The following is an 18,065-nucleotide window of genomic DNA, read 5'->3' on the forward strand; positions in this document are numbered from 1 at the left end:
CCCCTCGGGAAGGAGCCGCGTGGACGCCTGCACCCTCGGTGACCTGCTGGACGTCGTCGGCGGCCCCTCCGTACGGCTGCGGACCGCGCCCGCCGGGCTCGCCGTGCCCGTCACGGAGGCGCTGCTGTACGACGCCCACGCGCCGCTGACCCGTGCGCCCGGGGCGCTGCTGCTCGCGGTCGGGGTGCGGGCGTCCGCGGCGGGGCCGCTGGCGCGGGCGGCGGCGGAGGCGGGGATGAGCGGGCTGGTCGTACGCGGCGCGGACGGCCCGCTCGCGGAGGCGGAGTCGGCGGGTGTGGCCCTGCTGTCCGTGGACGAGGACGCCGCGTGGCACCACGTACATCTGCTGCTGGCCTCCGCGATCGGCGCCCGGCCGTCGGCCGCCGGGAGCGGTCTGGGGGACCTGTTCGCGCTGGCCGACGCGGTGGCCGCGGCCGTCGGTGGCGCCACCGCGATCGAGGACCCGCGGCAGCGGATCCTCGCCTACTCGACGGTTCCGGGGCAGCCGGTCGACGAGGACCGCCGCACGGGCATCCTCGGCCTCCAGGTGCCCGGGAGCCCCGCGAACTCGGAGCAGTACCGGGTGCTGTTCGCGGCCGAGGGTGTGGTCCGGCTGCCCGCGCTGGAGGGCAGCGACAACCTGCCGCGGCTCGCCGTCCCCGTCCGGGCGGGCGGCGAGACCCTCGGCTCGCTCTGGGTCGTCGACGACGGTGGCCTCGCGCCGGACGCCGAGGAGGCCCTCGCCCAGGGCGCGTCCACGGCGGCGCTGCTCCTGCTGCGGGCCCGCGCCGCGCAGGAGCTGGCCCGCCACCAGAACGGCGACCTGCTGCGCCGCCTGCTCGACGGCACCGCCGACCCGGCGGGCGCCGCCCACCGCCTGGGCATGGGCCTCGGCCCGGACGGAAGCCCGGCGCCCGTGCGCGTGGCCGCCTTCGTCCTGGACTCCAGCGTCTCGGCGGCGGACGTCGAACAGACCGCGCTACGGCTCCTGGATCTCGTACGCCTGCAGTGCGAGGCGCGCTACGGGCGGCACGCCGGCGTTCTCGTCGACGGGGTCGTGTACGCGCTGCTGCCGGCGTTCGGGGAGCGTGGCGGAGCGCGCCACAGAGGGCTGGCGGAGGACATCGTGGGGCGGGCCGGACAGGCGCTGCGGGTGCCCGTGCGGGCCGGGCTGGGGGATGTGGTCGGCGGGCTCGCGGAGGTGCGGGCCTCCCGGGACGACGCCGACCTCGTCCTGCGGGTGCTGGGCCCTGAGCTGCCGGTGGCGACCGTGGAGGAGGTGAGGCCGCGCGTCACCCTGCTGCGGCTCGCCGAAGTCCTGGGCGAGCGGCGGGAGTTGAGCGAGGGCGGGTGGCGGCGGGTCCTCGCGCACGACACCGAGCACGGCACCGAGTACGCGCGCACCCTCGTCGCCTGGCTGGACGCGGGCTGCGACATGGCGGGCGCGGCGCGGCTGCTCGCCGTGCACGCCAACACCTGCCGCTACCGCCTCCGGCAGGCCCGTCAGCAGCTCGGCATCGACCTCGACGATCCCGACGAACGGCTGGTGCTGTGGCTCCAGTTGAGGACGCTGGGCGGGCTCGGCAGCCGCCACTGAGCCGCCCTTCGGGCCCGGCCGTCAGTTGACGTCCACGTCCTCGAAGACCTCCGGCATGCGCGTCAGCACGCGTACACACCTCTCCACGTCCGCGTCGGTGAGGTCACCGCCCACTACGCCAACACGGAACAGCCCTACGTCTTCACCGAGTTCCTGCGGGAGCTCAGCGCCCTGCCCGCCTGAGCCACCCCGCCAGTCGCTCCTCGCACGCCCGCAGCTGCGCCACGGGGACGTACTCCCCCGCCGTGTGGGCGAGGACCGGGTCGCCGGGGCCGTAGTTGAGGGCGGGCGTGCCGAGGGCGGCGAAACGGGCCACGTCCGTCCAGCCCAGCTTCGGACGGGGCGTGGACCCCAGCACGCGGACGAGCGAGGCGACCGCGTGCCGGTCGAGCCCGGGCAGCGCGCCCGGCACGACCTCCGTGACGTCGACCTCGTACTCGTCCCCGGGAAACAGATCCCGTACGTACTGCTCCGCCTCCTTGGCCGAACGGCTCGGCGCGAAACGGGAGTTGACGGTGATCACGCACTCGTCGGGGACGACGTTGCCCGCGACCCCCGCGCGTACGGCGACGGCGTTCAGCCCCTCCCGGTACTCCAGGCCGTCGATCACGACCCGCTCCGGGGTGTGGTCGGCGAGGCGCTGGAGGACGGCCCCGGCGCGGTGCGCGGCGTTCACCCCCCGCCAGGCCCGCGCGGTGTGCGCGCGCTCGCCGCGGACCGTGATGTCGGCCATCAGGACACCCTGGCAGCCCGCCTCGACCCCGGCGTCGGACGGCTCCATGAGGATCGCGAGGTCGGCGTTCAGCAACTCCGGCCGTACGGCGGCGATCCGGCCGAGCCCGTTGCGGTCGCCCTCGACCTCCTCGCACTCGTAGAAGACGTACGTGAGGTCGCGGGTGGGCTCGGGGACCGTCGCCGCCAGCCGGAGTGCGACGGCGACACCGCCCTTCATGTCACAGGCGCCGAGCCCGTACAGGAGGTCGCCCCGCAGGACGGACGGCAGGTTCCCGGCGGCGGGCACGGTGTCCAGGTGGCCCGCGATCAGGATCCGTTCGGGATGCCCGAGGTCGGTGCGGGCGACCACCGAGTTGCCGATCCGCTCCACGGTGAGGTGCGGGAGGGTGGCGAGGGCCGCCTCGACGGCGTCCGCGAGCCGGTCCTCCTCGCCGCTCTCGGAGGGGAGGTCGACGAGGGCGCGGGTGAGGTCGACGACGTCGGCGGTGAGATCGAGGGGGTGGTCGAGGGGGTGGTCGAGGGTGTTCACGCCGCGTCCTTGTCGCCGAGTTTGTCGCCGGAGCCGAGGGGGTCGCCCGAGCCGAGGGGGTCGCCAAGCTTGGAGTGCTTGATCCCGTACAGCCAGTAGATCACCAGGCCGACGGCCATCCACGCGCCGAACGCGGCCCACGTGTCCGGCCCCAGGCTGAACAGCATGTAGACGCAGAAGCCCACCCCCAGGATCGGCGTCACCGGCGAGAAGGGCACCCGGAAGGAGCGGGGTGCCTCCGGGCTGCGGCGGCGCAGCAGAACGACCGCCAGGTTGACCAGCATGAAGGCGAAGAGCGTACCGATGCTGGTGGCGTCGGCGAGCGCGCCCAGCGGGACGAGCGCGGCGAGCACGGCGATGAAGGCGGAGACGATGACCGTGCCCGCGCGCGGCACCCCGGTGGTGGGGTGCACCTTGGAGAACAGCGGCGGCACGAGCCCGTCCCTCGACATCGCGAAGAGGATGCGGATCTGCCCGTACTGGACGGTGAGCACGACGCTCGTGGTGGCGACGACCGCCCCGATGGAGAGCAGGATCGGCCACAGGCTGCCGCCGCCGACGGACTGCACGAGCACCTCGCTCAGCGTGGCCTCCGTGCCCTCGAACCTCTTCCACGGCATCGCGCCGAGCGCGGCGACCGCGACGAGGACGTACAGGGCGGTGACGAGGACGAGGGAGAGGATGATCGCGCGGGGCAGGTCGCGCTGCGGGTTCTTCGCCTCTTCCCCCGCCGTCGAGGCGGCGTCGAAGCCGATGTAGGAGAAGAAGAGCGAGGCGGCGCCCGCGCTCATGCCGGCGGTGCCGAGCGGGAAGAGGGGGTGGAAGTTCCCGGCGCGGAAGGCGGTGAAGGCGACCGCGCAGAACATCACCAGGGCGGCAATCTTCACGCCGACCATGACGGTGTTGGCGACGGCGCTCTCCTTCGCTCCGCGCAGCAGCACGACCATGGCGAGGACGACAATGGCGGCGGCGGGGATGTTGAGGACACCGCCGACGCCGGGCGGCGCGCTGAGCGTGTCGGGGAGGGTGACCCCGACGGTCAGGTCGAGCAGTTCGTTGACGTACTGCCCCCAGCCGACCGCGACGGCGGCCACGGACACCCCGTACTCCAGGATCAGACACCAGCCGCACACCCAGGCGACGAGCTCGCCGAGAGTGGCGTACGCGTAGCTGTACGAGGAGCCGGAGCCCGGGATCATGCCGGCCAGTTCGGCGTACGACAGCGCGGAGAACAGCGCGGTCACACCGGCCAGGACGAACGACACGACGATGGCGGGACCGGCCTCCGGCACCGCCTGGCCCAGGACCACGAAGATGCCGGTGCCGAGCGTGGCGCCCACACTGAGCAGGGTGAGCTGCCCGACGCCCATCGTCCGCCTGAGCGGGCTCCCTGCGGCCTCGGCGACCAGCGATCCGACGCCCTGACGCCGGGTCAGCCGAGCCGCCCGTCCGCCTCCTCGGCCGACGTCCGGCCGAGTACGTACCGTCTCCGTCTCCATGCCTTGTCTCCCTGCGCCGTTCACCGTTCCGCCTTCAGTGCCCTGATCATGCGGAGGGCGGGGCGGTGGACGGTGGGAGCATCGGCCAGAGATGGCGGGGACGGTTTGGCGGGTCGGCCAAAGCCAGGGGGTGACGGGAAACAACGGCTGTCAGCGCGACGCGGTACGAGGCGTCAACTCGGCACCGTGCGGCCCCGGGGTCTCAGCGCAGTGCTTCCGCGACCTCTCGCGCGGCGTCCATGACCCTCGGGCCCACCCGTTCCGGCACGGAGTCCGCGAGCATGACGACACCGACGCTGCCCTCGACCCCGGTCACCCCTATCAGGGGAGCGGCGGCCCCGCTCGCGCCCGCCTCCAACTCCCCGTGCGTGAGTGTGTATCCCGGGGCGTCCGGCTGCCCGGGCTGCCGGGCGGCGAGGATCGCGCGGCCCGCGGCGCCCCGGTCCAGCGGATGACGGAACCCGGCGCGGTAGGCGACGTGATAGTCCGTCCACGTCGGCTCCACGACGGCGACGGCCAGCGCCTCGGTGCCGTCCACGAGCGTGAGATGGGCCGTGGCCCCTATGTCCTCGGCCAGCGCGCGCAGCGCCGGCAGCGCGGCCTCCCGTACCAGCGGATGCACCTGGCGCCCCAGCCTCAGCACCCCCAGGCCGACCCGGGCGCGGCCGCCCAGATCCCGGCGTACGAGCGCGTGTTGTTCCAGCGTGGCGAGCAGGCGGTACACAACGGTCCGGTTGACGCCCAGTTTGTTCGAGAGCTCGGTGACGGTCAGCCCGTGGTCCGTGTCGGCGAGCAGCTTGAGGACACGCAGTCCCCGGTCGAGCGTCTGAGAGGTCTCCGCGGTCACGACGCCCACTCCTTAGTGGTGAGGTCGGCGGCCCCTCGCGGCGGTTGCGTCTCCGAGTCCCGTCGGCGACGCGCTTCAGAGGCCGCCGTCGGCTGACGACCCGGGCTCTTCCCGGGCGGAGTCGCTACACGGCTGCGCTCCGCGGCGGCGCTGCCACGGGGCGTGTGCGTAGCGGGACAGTAGCGAGCCGGTTCGCTCAGCGGAAGTCTCCGTCCAGAATCCGGTCATGGCCTGGTACGGACTCCTGCCCTTTGCCGGGCCTTTGTCCTGATAAGCGCGGCGCGCACCACGCATCGCACACGCCCCCCACACACGCGGCGCACACACGAGCGCGCCCCCGAAGGGGCGCGGGGAACTGCGCGACCAGCCACAGCCGGTCCGCAGCCGAACCACAACCAACGCCCCACGAACCGCGACCGTCCAGGCACACCGCCCAGCGTCACCGCATACGGGTGGCCCACTCCTGCACCTTGGCGATCCGCTGCCGCAGCTGCCCCGCCGTCGCCTCCGCGCTCGGCGGCCCCCCGCACACGCGGCGCAGTTCGGTGTGGATCACGCCGTGCGGTTTGCCGCTCTGGTGGACGTAGGCGCCGACCATGGTGTTGAGCTGCTTGCGCAGCTCCAGCATCTCCTTGTGCGAGACCACGGGCCGCCGCTCGGCGGGCAGTTCGAGGAGGTCGGCCTCCTCGTCGGGCTTCTTGCGGCTGTGCGCGATCTGCCGCGCCTGCCGCTTCTGGAGCAACAGCTGCACCTGGTCGGGTTCGAGCAGCCCCGGAATCCCGAGGTAGTCCTGCTCCTCCTCGCTCCCCGGGTGGGCCTGCATCCCGAACTCGGCGCCGTCGTAGAGCACTCGGTCGAAGACTGCCTCGGACTCCAGCGCCTCGAAGGAGAACTGCTCCTGCTCGCCGGTGTCCTCGTCCTGCTCCCGGTTCGCCTCGTCCATCTCCTGCTCGGACTCGGCGTACGGGTCCTCCTCGCCCTCCTTCTTGGGTTTGTCGAGGACGTGGTCGCGCTCGACCTCCATCTCATTGGCGAAGCCGAGGAGGTCGGGGACGGTCGGGAGGAAGACGGAGGCGGTCTCGCCGCGCCGCCGGGACCGTACGAAACGGCCGACGGCCTGCGCGAAGAAGAGGGGCGTGGAGATGGTGGTGGCGTACACACCGACGGCGAGCCGCGGCACGTCGACGCCCTCGGACACCATGCGGACGGCGACCATCCACCGGTCCTCGCTGTGGCTGAACTCGTCGATCCTGTTGGACGCCCCGGTGTCGTCGGACAGGACGAGGGTCGCCTTCGTCCCGGTGATCTCACGGATGAGCTTGGCGTACGCGCGCGCGGAGTCCTGGTCGGAGGCGATGACGAGCGCGCCCGCGTCCGGGATGCCCTTCCTGACCTCGGTCAGCCGCTGGTCGGCGGCGCGCAGCACACTGGGCATCCACTCGCCGCGCGGGTCGAGCGCGGTGCGCCAGGCCTGCGAGATGGCGTCCTTGGTCATCGGCTCGCCGAGCCGGGCCGCGATCTCGTCCCCCGCCTTCGTGCGCCACCGCATGTTGCCGCTGTAGGAGAGGAAGATGACAGGCCGCACGACCCCGTCCCCCAGCGCGGAGCCGTACCCGTAGGTGTAGTCGGCGGAGGACCGGCGAATCCCGTCGTTTCCCTCTTCGTACGTCACGAAGGGGATCGGATTGGTGTCGGACCGGAAGGGCGTACCGGTGAGCGCGAGCCGCCGCGTGGCGGGCTCGAACGCTTCGAGGCAGGCCTCGCCCCAGGACTTCGAGTCACCGGCGTGGTGAATCTCATCGAGGATGACGAGGGTCTTGCGCTGCTCGACCCGATTGCGGTGGAGCATGGGCCGCACGCCCACACCCGCGTACGTCACGGCGACGCCCTGGTACTCCTTGCTGAGCGGACCGGCGCTGTACTCGGGATCCAGCTTGATCCCTATCCGCGCGGCGGCCTCCGCCCACTGCTTCTTCAGGTGCTCGGTCGGCGCGACCACGGTCACCTGCTGCACGACGTGGTGGTGCAGCAGCCAGGACGCGAGCGTCAGCGCGAACGTCGTCTTGCCGGCGCCGGGCGTGGCGACGGCCAGGAAGTCGCGGGGCTGCTCCTGGATGTACTTCTCCAGCGCCCCCTGCTGCCAGGCACGCAGCTTGCTGGCGGTGCCCCAGGGGGCGCGGCCGGGGAAGGCGGGTGAGAGATGGTGCGAGGTGGATGCGCTGGCGGCGGTGGTAGTCACGGTCTCCGTGGTTTGGTCGAGCGGCTCGGCTACGTATGACAACCGGGCCACCCTACCGGCGCCCCGGAGCTGTCAACGCGCGGACGACGCCGGGTCACCCATGGATGGGACCCACCTCACAAACCCCGCAACCGCCCACCGATCACCCCGATGCCGTGCTCCACACCGGCCGCCACGTCCATGACCAGGGAGTACGCGGCCGACCGGTGCACGGGGCCCGCACTCGCCCGAACCGGAGCGCCGCTCTCTCTTCGGATCACCGCTCTCGCAGTCGCGTCGTCACCCAGGCCCCCACCAACGCCACCCCGGCCATCGGCAGGAACACGGCGGCGAACGCGGTGGGGTGGGAACCGCCGGCCGTCGAGGTGGCCGTCTCCGCGACCTTGCCGCCGCCCAGCGCCGCGAACGCCGCGCCGCCCGCCGCGAGGAGCACGATGTTGGAAAGGCCGTCGGAGATCTGGAGCGCGGCGGAGTTGGAGCCGACCTCCTCCGGCGTCGAGAGGCGCAGCAGCAGCACACTGGTCGAGGCGGTCACCAGCCCCATCCCGAAGCAGCCGAACCCCCAGGCGACGGCGACGGTCCACACGGGCACAGCGGGGTTCAGCACGCTGGGCACGGTGGCGACGGCAGCCGCGAGCAGCACCATCCCGAGGAACATCAGCCGGTCCCGGTACGGCTCCGTGCGTGGCCGCGACTGCACATACGACCCCAGCGCCCAGGTCCCGCCGGCCGCCGCGAGGGAGAACCCGGCGAGTGTCGGCGACAGCCCGCGCTGGGTGACCAGCATGAGGGGCACGAAGGACTCGGCGGCGATGAAGGAACCGGCCGCCAGCCCGCGCAGCAGCACCACGGACGGCAGCCCGCGCGCCGCCCGGTAGGTGCCGCGCGGCAGCAGCCCGAGGACGGCAGGGACGAGCAGCGCGGCGCCCGCGAGGCCGGGGACGAGGGAGAACAGGTCCAGGTCCTGGGCGGCGTACTGGAGGAGTCCGGAGCCGAGCGAGATCCCGAGCGCGAGGCGGATGCGCCGCCGCTCGAAGGGCTCGCGACCGGCGGTCCCCGCGTCCGCCGACCGCCCGGACGACAGCCGTCGTATGCGCGGCAGCGCGAGCGCCAGCGGAAACACGACCAGCACCGGTATCCCGGTGAACACCCAGCGCCAGCCCAGGTGCTCGGTGACCGTGCCCGCGATCAACGGTCCCACCACGGACGGAATCACCCAGCCCGCCGCGAACGCCGCCATGATCGCCGGGCGCAGCCGCTCCGGGTAGGCCCGCACCACGACGACGTACAACGACACGACGACCAGCCCGCCGCCGAGCCCCTGCACCGCCCGTCCGAGCAGGAACAGCCACATGGTCCCGGCCGTCCCGGACAGCAGCAGTCCCGCCGCGAAGGCCGTGATCCCCGTGGTCAGCGGCGCGAACGGCCCGTCGAGGTCCGCCCACTGCCCGGCGAACACCATCCCGAACAGACTCGTCGTGAAATACGCCGAGAACGCGAACGCGTACAACGACACCCCGTCGAGCTCCCGCGCCGCGACGGGCATCGCCGTCCCGACGGCCGTCGCCTCGAAGGCGATCAGCAGCTCCACGAACACGATCCCGATGCTGAGCGCCCGATAGGGACGGCTCAGCACACCTCCCTCCCCCTTGCCCCCGGGCGGGGCGGTCGCGGCATCACGTGCTTCCAGCGCTGTCATGACCGCCAGCGTAAGGGCCACGACCGACAGTGACTCCTGTCCAAAGACCGTGATCGCCTGGGCCTTTGGTCGTACGCCACAGGTCCGGGAACCGGCATTCATGAACGGCGTATGGCAGTCCCGTTGCAGCGCTCCCGCACCCCTTGAGCCCGCCCTCCGCCCCGCCTACGTTCGACCCATCAGGTTCGGAACGAGTGAGCCGTGCCGCACCTGAGAACGGCCGTGTGCCCGAGTGGCTCAGGGGCTCGCCCGCGCCGCATCCATCAGCGGGCTCCGCCCGCGGGGAGTTACGCGGGTTCAATCCCCGCTACGGCCGTTCATGCTTGGCCGTGTGCCCGAGTGGCTCAGGGGCTCGCCTGCAAAGCGAGTTACGCGGGTTCAATTCCCGCCACGGCCTCAAGTGCCTGACCAGGCAAAAGGAAAGGGCGACACCCCAGTTGGGTGTCGCCCTTTTGGTCCTCCGTCTCAGTTGCCGTCTCAGTTGGCCGTTCAGACGCGTCCCTCATCGGCAGATCACACAAGTGCAATCCGCGTCTCACGGGGGGCGCAGCCGCCCCGGCCACGGCGACTCATCCCAACTGACGCCGGCATGCATCAGCAGGCGAAGGAGACCGCCCAAGAGTCGCCAAACTTTCCGGGAACGAGGCGAAGGTGGAAGCCCCCGAGGGTGCGCACGATTGACTTCGTCTTTCGGAGCGTCCTTCCGGGATAGTCAACTCCAGTCAGCTCACCGCCCTCGGTGTACCACTCGCGAGATTCTCCATCGCGGTGGATTGATCCGGGCGACGCAACCCAGACCGCGCGCGCCTCAGGATCGATGATCGGAATGCCTTGGCCATAGCGGTTGGCAACCCACAGCATCTCGTCTGGCACGCGCACCTCATGGTCCGGCTCCGCATACATGAGTGCTGCGGCCCGATGGCTGGTGAACAGCCAGGCTGTGGCGTGATATCCGATTCGCTTGTCTGCCGCGACACGGGCCTTCATTGTGTCCACCTGAATGGCAGAGTCTTGAACCTCTACAGCTATGTAGCAAGTTCCGCGAGGATGGGGCACTTTCACACCGACATCAACACGGCGACCGGCCGCTTGATGCGGGACCTCCATCTGGGCGGCCCAGCCCAGCGCCGTGAACTCGTCCATCAGGACACGCTTTGCCAACAGGTGCCGCCAGCTCTCGGACTCCGCTCCGGGACAGTCGGAGTTGGGAGCGTGGGCAAAGTGAGCGGCTACCTTTCGACCTCGCTTGAGGATCACCGACGATCCGCACATTGGGCATAAGTACGTGTCTTGGCCGAGGTCTCGTGATGCTTCAACACGTGAACCGTCGGGCTGCTCGGCTATCAGCAACTTACCTCCGAGGCATGGGGTAGATCGGCTACTGGCGTCGCACGTGCCCAGACCAGCGAGCCGCGCTTTGCCTACTTGATCCCTGTGTAGCATCAGGTAGTCGGCGCGCGCCGACTACCTGATGAAATAGCCGGACAGAACTCACGCGCTGCCAGGACGGCACCGCGTGATCGATTGTTCGTTCTAATCGCCTCTCAGTCCCGTGAACCGCGATCGCCGGCCAAGCCGTCATCGTCCGGCCGGTCAGTCTCGGTCTTCCAGATCAGACCGTCGACCTGCCTCGCGACGTCGGCGCGCACGGCATCCACCATGCCGTTGTTGACCACCCCATAAGGCCCATGACGGCGCGCTCGGGAACTCCGAGGATCAGCAGAACCGTGGCGGCGGTATGGCGGGCGTCGTGGAGACGTCCGTCCCGCACCTTCGCCTCTATCGAAAGCGCCTTCCACTCGGACCAGTCCCGCCGGTGGGACGGGCTACGGCCGTGTTCGTCCGGGAACACCAGGCCGTTCTCAACCCACCGCTTCCCCGCGGCCTGCCTCTCCTCTTCCTGCGCCTTGAGGTGCGCGCGAAGTAGGTCAACGAGCTGTTCGGGAAGGCCAACCGCGCGACGGCCAGCCCGCGACTTGGTAACGGACAACTCGGGATTGGTCCGTCGCTTCTGCGGGCAGTACCCAGCGGTCTTGCGTCCGCAAGGTTCGGGGCATCCGTGGGCGTACTGCGGACGGTGGCGACTACGGCGGACCACGAGGAAGCCACCGTCAAGGTCCACGTCCACCCACTGCAATCCCAGCACCTGCCCTTGGCGCAGACCAAGCGCGAGGGCGACGGCCCACCGTGCGGAGTTGCGTTGCCGGTCAGCAGCCTTCAACAACCGCTGTACCTCTTGGACGGTATAGGGCTCCACCTCGTGATCCCCCGTCTTGGGCGCCTTGGCCAACTGCACCGGGTTCTTGCCGAGATACACCCGCCGCACTGCCTCGTTGAGCGCGGTGCGGAAGGTCCGGTGCACCTGGTGAGCGGTCGCGGGCTTGCTGCCGTGGCCTGCATCTTGGCGTAGAACACCTCGATGTGCTCGGGCTTGAGCCTGTCGAGACGATGAGCCCCCACGCCGGGAATGAGGTGCTTCCGGACGGCCACGCGGTACCCGACCATCGTGTTGTCGTTGACGGCGAGAGGCGCAACGTTCTCAACCCAGTGCGTCAGCCACGCCTTGACCGTCCACGCCTTGCCGAGCTTGCGCACGGTCTTGGCGTCACGCTGCTTCTCCAACTCGCTCACAGCGGCGGTCACTTCGGCGCGAGTCTTGCGCTCGACATGGCGGCGGTCCGGCGTGCCGTCGTCGCGGACGCCCACGCTGACGCGGCCGTGCCACTTGCCGTCCTTACCGAGGTAGATCGAGCATCGGCCGTTCGGCTGTCGGGTGCGCTTCTTCTTGTCCTCTGCCACAGGCAGGCTCCAGTTTCTTGCGTGTCGGGATGGGGACCGGGGCGGCGGGCTGTCCTGTCCGGGAGTGCCGCCGCCCCGGGCGTCGTCAAGCGGCGCGTTGGGCGATGCGGAGACGGGTCGCATACGCGGCTGGCGCGTCGACCGGGACCCGGCGAAGTCCGCCGACCATGACGGACTCCAGTTCGCCGGTGCGGATGAGCGCGAAGCAGGTGGTCCGGCCGATGCGGAGTCGGCGGGCGGCCTCTTCAACCTTGAGGAAAACGAGGGTCGGGTCGTCGTCGGCGGGGGTGTCGTGTTCGTCCACGGCTCACTCCTGTGGGGCTGAGTTCAGGGCCAGGTGCCGCCGCACAAACCGCAAAATCCGCAGAAATACCGGGGGAAGCCCTTGACCTGCGGTGATGTGGTGTGCGGGTGGCGGTGGGCGGTGCCCCGCAAAAATCCGCGATATTCCGCAAAAATCAGGGGCGACCGGTGACCGGCCCCGGTGGGCGGGGTGGGGCTCGGTTTTTTGCGGAATTTCGCGGGATTGTGCGACGGGCCCCCGGTCGGGATGGGGCGGGGGTCTCGTCGCAGGTCAGCAGGCTGTCCGGGGGTTATTGCGGATTTTGCGGTTTGTGCGGGAGGGGTTGGGGGCACGGTCGGGTCACCGGGCGCCGTGGCGCAAAGCGGGGTGGGCCTGTAGGCGGGGGGCGTCCGCGCTTGGCGGTGCGCTCGGGTTGGTAGGACCGCAGGTATCCATGGTCTTCCAGCAGGGCGAGGGCGGGTTCGAGATCGGCGACGGTGGGGACCTCGCTGCGGGAAAGGACGCTGAAGACGTCCCGTCGGCTGACGTCCTCCCACTGGTTGCCCCTCAGCGCGTCCAGCACGCTGCGGGCGCGGGCCAGGACCGGATCGGCGCCCAGGGCATCGAACACGGCGAGGGCGTGGGCGGTGTAGTACTCCCCCAGCTCGATGGCCGCGTTCATGGTCGCTTCGGTGACGGGATGGACGTAGCCGTTGCCGCCGTGTTCGGCGAGGTGCAGCAGCGCGGCCATGCGGGCGGTCGCGCCGACGAGTTTCCCGGCCCAGTCGTTGATGTGGCCCAGCCTCCCGCCGCGTTCCTTGAGCCGCGGTTCGACCCGTTGCTGATAGGCGATCAGGGCCGCGTCCGCCTCGGGGGTGAGCTGGATGACGGCCGGGTCGGTCCAGTCCGCGAGCGACAGGGCGAGGTCGATGACCCTCGCGGCGTAGGTGGCGGCCGTCTGCTCGGGGACCGGATCGGTGATGACCTTCCGCTCGCCGACCGTCGACACCGGCAGCGAGTACAGGAAGCGGCCCAGCAAACCGCGCCCCTTCCCGCCCTTGATCTTCCCCATGTCCACCAGCACATCGGGCTGCACTGCCAGTCCCATCGTCAGGGCGGGGGCGTCGACGTACTCACGGCGGGTCTGCCTGTTGACCCGCAGGCGTCCCCCGGCATGACCTTTGAGGAAGGCCTCCATGTTGGGACTGCCCGAGTAGCGACCGGCGATGATGTCGAAGATCCCGCCCTCATCGCTCATCACCGACAACCGGCCGCCCTGTTCCGCGATGAGCGAGGTGACCGTCTCGGGTGTGTAGTCATCCGCCAACAGCAGGGGTTCGGCCAGGCCAGGAGGCCAAGGCATGGGCGCGACTCGGGGACCGTCGGCAGGTTGAGGTAGCCCTCGACAAGGGACGCCGGCTGCTAGAGGGGATGCCGTATCCCGAGAACCTGGACAACCATTTCGTCGTCGACCCCGCCAAGTTCGACTTCTACGCGATGGACTGCTACCGACTGGTTGGGGAAGACCGACTTGCGCGAACACTCGCGGAAGAGGTTCTGCGCGCGGGAACTGACTTCGACGGCACGGAGCGGTCACCCATGCGGAACGCCGAAGCGCGGGTAACCCTGGGGGTCACCGCAGCGCGAGAGGGCGACCTCGAACAAGCCCTCATCCACGGCGAGCGCGCCCTACAGGGTGAGCGTCAATCTGTCCCGTCCCTGGTCATGACCAGTCGAGAACTCGCGGCCGTCATGAGGCAGCGCTACAGCACCGAACCGGCTGCACAGGACTACCTGAATCACCTGCAAGACCTGGGCAGGGAGAAGCCGGGATTCCTGCCTTCCTGACGGCTAAACAGAAAAGCGGGCGCGACCTCCAATAGAGGCCGCGCCCGTCTTGTTTTCGAGAAGAAATACCGGCCTCGCGTCACGTCTGAACTTTCGAAAGTTCGGCGTTGACTGTTTCCGCCACCTGCCTGATGTACCGAACCGTGTCACCATCAATTGCTGCGGTCACCGAAAGACCGTGAACGATTTCACTTCGCACCGCCTGAAGTTCGCGAATCTCCCGGTAGATGTCCTCCGATAGAAGACCCTCCGAAACCATCTTTTCAGCCATCTGTCGGACACTCAGAGCGCGACCTTCCGGAGCATCCCGAAAATGCCGCGCCAAAGTCCATTCCAGGACTGAAAAGGCTAGGACGAACGCAGCGCGCAAGAATTCCCTGTCACCCGAAGACTCTCCGTATTCCACAAGCTCAGAAACAGCCCGCAGCCTATTTTCAATCTCGCCCCCTTGCGCCAGACGTGATGCTTGAGGGAGGACGATGACTTCCACGTCCCAACCGCTAAGCCGGTGGAGTCGCTTTCGAATCATCTCAATACGAGCGATCTTCGCCTGCGAGCTAGCGGCCCTCTGCTGGACAACTTCAAAAATGATGCCACCATCGGGGCCGACAGCAACAGCGTCAAACTCCTCGCGAGCGCCGGATGCAAACCCTTCCGGTAGATGTTCGCCACCGACTACGCCGATGTACATTTTCCATCCAGGAGGAAGCCTTTCCGCGCGTTCACGGAGCGCACTCATCGTTGCATTTTGCCAAGCCACGGCAACTCCTCCTGCGGCATAGCTGAATATACGGTCACATAAACAAACGGCTCGCCAGTGATCAGGTACGGAAGGATGATCGATGACGGATTCCTGAACGAACCATCCAGGACGTCTCTCCTAGATGCCGAAACATCTTGAATCTGTGCATCATCCACCATAACTTCCGGATACATTCCATCGATGATGCGCTTCAAAATGTTGTCGATGTCTACGTCTGTCGGCCCCACATGGAAGTATGTAACCGATACGGAAACATCCTCAACAAGCGGGAATCCATCTTCCGGAAGCTGTTTTGTGGCGCAAGCCCGCACGTGATCAATCCATCGCTGCTTCTTCTTTGAATCTTTGGAATTGACCGAGAGCGGAATTCCGGGAACCACAAATTCCCATATCATCCAACCATTTCCCCTCCCTGGTTGCACGTCCGCCACCTCGGCGTCAGCCTACGCGTTGGCTCACGTCGTTGGTAGCAGCGGAGACGGCTCACCGCGCAGGGGTCCAGGCTCACAGCGCACCCTCGGAGACTACGCATGCGGTGGACGGCGTCTCCCCTCGCGTCTGAGCTGAGGGTTTTGGCACCGCTCGTTGTCCTGGTCTTTGTCTAGTGCGCCGACGGCCGCCACCGTTCACCGTAGTACGCGCACCCGCTCGGACCTGCCCGGTGAACCCCTACGAACGCCCCCGGACGGCCGCGCGGACATTTGGAAAGCGTGGGGGGGACCCCTCACGAGTTCGAATCTCGTATTCTCCGGCCCCCACCCGTCTCAGTTTCCCTCCCAGTCGGCTCCTCGGCCCACGCCGGGCGGTCCCCAGAGTGGGCAGCACGGATGCCTGGCTACTATCCGCTTGAAGGGAGACCGTAGGAACTTGAGCTAAGAAAGGCATTTGGTAACACCCAAGGCCTGGAGATCCTTTCTCACCTTGCCCATCTGCTTATTACGTTGACCGGTATATTCCTTGTAGGTTTTACCGTTCCCTGATCTACTCACGGCATCGCGCGTATCCTGCGCGAAATCGGCATCCGTCTGGCTCACCTGATGAATATCAAGGATCAGAGTGTCCACCTTTTTTTGATACCCCACGGGGCGCTCAATCTTATCGAAATCCTGTTCAATCCCGCGCTCACGACCCACCAAAACATCCAAGTCGTCCGCAGCAGCATGCAGAAGAGTATTCAATTCATCGGAAGTGGGCGCCGACGGCTTCCCGATTTTGCCAGCAGCGGAAAGTAGAGTATCCATGGACTCGTTTGCTTTATTTATCGCAGCCATTAGGTCGGTATAATGCTCGTCGCAAACCGAGTTGGCCCGCGTTGTCCATTTCGTGAGCGTGAAGCTTGGCGGAAAATAACGATCCTTGATGAAGAACACCGCCGCCAAAATACCTGCCAGACCCGCGGCAACGCCGATCCATCCAGCGACTTGCCGGGATAGCGTCCTGCGCCGCTGTCCACTGGTCTCGCCCGTTTGGTCGTCTTCCATAAGTACTAGATGCCAGCAACCGCCCGATGATGACTGCGAGACGCGCCCGATTCGCCCGTATGCCCCGGCCCGGTCGCCCGCTCGGCCCCTGCGACACGTGTTGAGGGCTCGGTCCTGTGCTGAGCGCCCCCAGGTGCCATCGATACGTCAGGGAAGGATGTTGAGTTCTCTGGCCCCTGAGGACCTGAGTACGCCTTGGCCACGTCCACACCGCCCGTCTCATTTTCCGTCTCGTTCATGGCCGTACGCGGCGGTCCAGAGCTATTCATGTGGCTCGGGCGATCACTGTGCATGTACGGCGACGAACGCCGTCGAACACGTGCGGACCATGCTCTGACCAGCACAGACAAACCTGCAGAGCGAGTTACGCGGGTTCAATTCCCGCCACGGCCTCTGGTGAGATCGGTCGGCCGTCCCCGTGACCGGGGGCGGCCGATCTGTCTGTGCGGGAGGTGTGGGCGGTGTGGGCGGTGTCGTCGGCCGGTGGCTAGCCGTGGAGGGTGCCGCCCGCCTCGTCCTCGAATATCTCCGGCCAGTAGCGCCAGCCGTCGTCACCCTCCAGCGTGGGCGTGGGGTCGCAGGCGATCGGGTCGACCGTGGCGAGGGTCTGGGCCATGGTCGCGGCCAGTTGTTCGTAGGAGTCGGTGAGGTCGTGGGTCGCGTCGAGGGCCCTCTCGCGGTGGAGCAGCCAGAGGGTGAAGGCGAGGGTGGAGATGTCGGCGTTGAGGGGGCGCAGGGTGATGTCCGGCTCGCTCCAGGCGAGGACCGCGCCCGTGGTGCCGTCCACCACGAGGCTGGTGTCCTCGATGAGGTAGCCGAGGCGTATCAGGCGGTCGGCCGTCGGGGGGAGTTCGTCGGCGGAGAAGTCGTCGGGGCGCTGGTCCGCGTAGTAGTCGGCGAGGGCCGGCAGGGGCACTTCCGTGTCCAGCTGGAAGAGGAAGCCGTCCTCGGGCAGGCCGGTCTCGCGCAGGAAGCGACGGGTCGGCTCGTGCACGAGCGCGGGCGGGAAGTCGACGTCCTCGAAGCGCATGATCGCGCCCGCGCCGAACTCCTCGTCCAGCAGTCGCTTGGGCAGGTCGAGGACGAGGCCCTCGCCGGGGCCCGCGATCCGGGCGAGGGGGCGGATCAGGGCGGCCATCCGCCAGTACGGCGCCACCTCGCCGCCCGCGCCCGCCGCGAAGACCGCGGCGAGGGACTCGGAGGCCTCCGTGACCGCCTTGGGGCCGAACCGGCCCTCGTGGGAGGCGAACCGTCCGCGGGACGCCGTCAGTTCCTCCGTCGCCGCCGAGAAACGCACCAGGGCTTCCAGGGAGGGGGCCAGTGGCGCGAGGTCCATCAGAGCCGGGTCGGAGAAGAAGTACGTCGTGGCGACCTGCCCCGTCACCCCGTCCAGGACGATCGACTCCAGGTCCCGGTCGAAGGTCCGCAGGGCTCCCACGACCAGCTGGTCCTGGAGCTCCGTGGCGAGTTTGTCGGCGTCACCGGCCAGGTCGGCGACCCTGCGCAGCCCGTGCTCCCGCAGTGCGCCGAAGGCCAGCAGCGTGCCCTCGGCCGGCAGCCCGGGCCCCGTCAGCCACTGCCGTGTGTCCGTGTGCGTGATGTATGGATCCAGCTCGTCCTCGGTCAGCGTGATCGCGCCGACGACATCGGTGTCAGTCGTGCTCATGGCTCCCCCGCGCATGTGAACGCATATGTGCTTCCCGTGGGGAACTCGCCGCCGCCCAGCGGCAATTCCCCACTGACCGA

Annotated in this window: 14 protein-coding genes, 2 tRNA genes and 1 pseudogene; 4 read left to right on the forward strand and 13 right to left on the reverse strand. The window is 68.7% G+C overall.

Translation table 11 applies throughout. From position 1 onward, the window contains the following. Positions 1 to 19 precede the first annotated feature (19 nt). Positions 20 to 1,597, forward strand: a complete 1,578-nt coding sequence (locus tag ACZ69M_RS41545; RefSeq protein WP_470058299.1) for a PucR family transcriptional regulator — start codon at positions 20 to 22, stop codon at positions 1,595 to 1,597. Positions 1,598 to 1,760: 163 nt separating this feature from the next. On the opposite strand, the gene dapE is transcribed toward ACZ69M_RS41545, so the two are convergent. From dapE to ACZ69M_RS41570, 5 genes are all read right to left on the reverse strand, one after another. Beyond that, complete coding sequence (dapE, locus tag ACZ69M_RS41550; protein ID WP_470058301.1) at positions 1,761 to 2,861, reverse strand: succinyl-diaminopimelate desuccinylase; 1,101 nt, start codon at positions 2,859 to 2,861, stop codon at positions 1,761 to 1,763. Further along, on the reverse strand, positions 2,858 to 4,360 hold the full coding sequence (locus tag ACZ69M_RS41555) for an amino acid permease (RefSeq protein ID WP_470058302.1): 1,503 nt from the start codon (positions 4,358 to 4,360) through the stop codon (positions 2,858 to 2,860). Before ACZ69M_RS41555 ends, dapE begins: the two co-directional genes overlap by 4 nt. A gap of 202 nt (positions 4,361 to 4,562) precedes the next feature. Next, positions 4,563 to 5,207 (reverse strand): IclR family transcriptional regulator, encoded by a 645-nt coding sequence (locus tag ACZ69M_RS41560; RefSeq protein ID WP_470058304.1) that lies wholly within the window; start codon positions 5,205 to 5,207, stop codon positions 4,563 to 4,565. Positions 5,208 to 5,646: 439 nt separating this feature from the next. Continuing rightward, positions 5,647 to 7,446, reverse strand: a complete 1,800-nt coding sequence (locus tag ACZ69M_RS41565; protein WP_075029269.1) for a DEAD/DEAH box helicase — start codon at positions 7,444 to 7,446, stop codon at positions 5,647 to 5,649. 256 nt (positions 7,447 to 7,702) lie between these two features. Further along, a complete protein-coding gene (locus ACZ69M_RS41570; RefSeq protein ID WP_470058306.1) occupies positions 7,703 to 9,145 on the reverse strand; it encodes an MFS transporter in 1,443 nt (480 codons plus the stop codon). 218 nt (positions 9,146 to 9,363) lie between these two features. Here ACZ69M_RS41570 and ACZ69M_RS41575 point away from each other — a divergent pair. Both ACZ69M_RS41575 and ACZ69M_RS41580 read left to right on the forward strand, forming a co-directional pair. Continuing rightward, positions 9,364 to 9,461, forward strand: a tRNA-OTHER gene (locus tag ACZ69M_RS41575). 9 nt (positions 9,462 to 9,470) lie between these two features. Continuing rightward, a tRNA-Cys gene (locus ACZ69M_RS41580) sits at positions 9,471 to 9,542 on the forward strand. Between the two features lie 197 nt (positions 9,543 to 9,739). On the opposite strand, the gene ACZ69M_RS41585 is transcribed toward ACZ69M_RS41580, so the two are convergent. From ACZ69M_RS41585 to ACZ69M_RS41600, 4 genes and pseudogenes are all read right to left on the reverse strand, one after another. Further along, positions 9,740 to 10,588, reverse strand: a complete 849-nt coding sequence (locus ACZ69M_RS41585; RefSeq protein ID WP_470058308.1) for a competence protein CoiA — start codon at positions 10,586 to 10,588, stop codon at positions 9,740 to 9,742. 101 nt (positions 10,589 to 10,689) lie between these two features. Further along, positions 10,690 to 11,944 (reverse strand): annotated as a pseudogene (locus ACZ69M_RS41590) (tyrosine-type recombinase/integrase). A gap of 85 nt (positions 11,945 to 12,029) precedes the next feature. Next, positions 12,030 to 12,248: an excisionase family DNA-binding protein gene (locus tag ACZ69M_RS41595; protein WP_470058310.1), complete on the reverse strand. Its 219-nt coding sequence runs from the start codon at positions 12,246 to 12,248 to the stop codon at positions 12,030 to 12,032. A gap of 289 nt (positions 12,249 to 12,537) precedes the next feature. Further along, positions 12,538 to 13,590 (reverse strand): YfjI family protein, encoded by a 1,053-nt coding sequence (locus tag ACZ69M_RS41600; protein WP_470058312.1) that lies wholly within the window; start codon positions 13,588 to 13,590, stop codon positions 12,538 to 12,540. Positions 13,591 to 13,658: 68 nt separating this feature from the next. Here ACZ69M_RS41600 and ACZ69M_RS41605 point away from each other — a divergent pair, with 68 nt between their 5' ends. Continuing rightward, positions 13,659 to 14,075, forward strand: coding sequence for a hypothetical protein (locus tag ACZ69M_RS41605; protein WP_470058314.1), 417 nt, complete (start codon positions 13,659 to 13,661; stop codon positions 14,073 to 14,075). 79 nt (positions 14,076 to 14,154) lie between these two features. Here the strand turns inward: ACZ69M_RS41605 and ACZ69M_RS41610 are convergent, their stop codons facing one another. From ACZ69M_RS41610 to ACZ69M_RS41625, 4 genes are all read right to left on the reverse strand, one after another. Continuing rightward, the gene (locus tag ACZ69M_RS41610) at positions 14,155 to 14,835 is read right to left on the reverse strand and encodes a hypothetical protein (RefSeq protein ID WP_470058316.1); all 681 of its coding nucleotides are present in this window, start codon (positions 14,833 to 14,835) and stop codon (positions 14,155 to 14,157) included. Then, positions 14,811 to 15,269, reverse strand: coding sequence for a RusA family crossover junction endodeoxyribonuclease (locus tag ACZ69M_RS41615; protein ID WP_470058317.1), 459 nt, complete (start codon positions 15,267 to 15,269; stop codon positions 14,811 to 14,813). The genes ACZ69M_RS41610 and ACZ69M_RS41615 overlap by 25 nt, the downstream gene beginning before the upstream one ends. Before the next feature lie 441 nt (positions 15,270 to 15,710). Further along, complete coding sequence (locus ACZ69M_RS41620; RefSeq protein WP_470058319.1) at positions 15,711 to 16,319, reverse strand: hypothetical protein; 609 nt, start codon at positions 16,317 to 16,319, stop codon at positions 15,711 to 15,713. 487 nt (positions 16,320 to 16,806) lie between these two features. Next, positions 16,807 to 17,985: an SUKH-4 family immunity protein gene (locus ACZ69M_RS41625; protein ID WP_470058321.1), complete on the reverse strand. Its 1,179-nt coding sequence runs from the start codon at positions 17,983 to 17,985 to the stop codon at positions 16,807 to 16,809. Between the last annotated feature and the right edge of the window lie 80 nt (positions 17,986 to 18,065).

The organism is Streptomyces sp. NPDC107454, assembly GCF_055582885.1.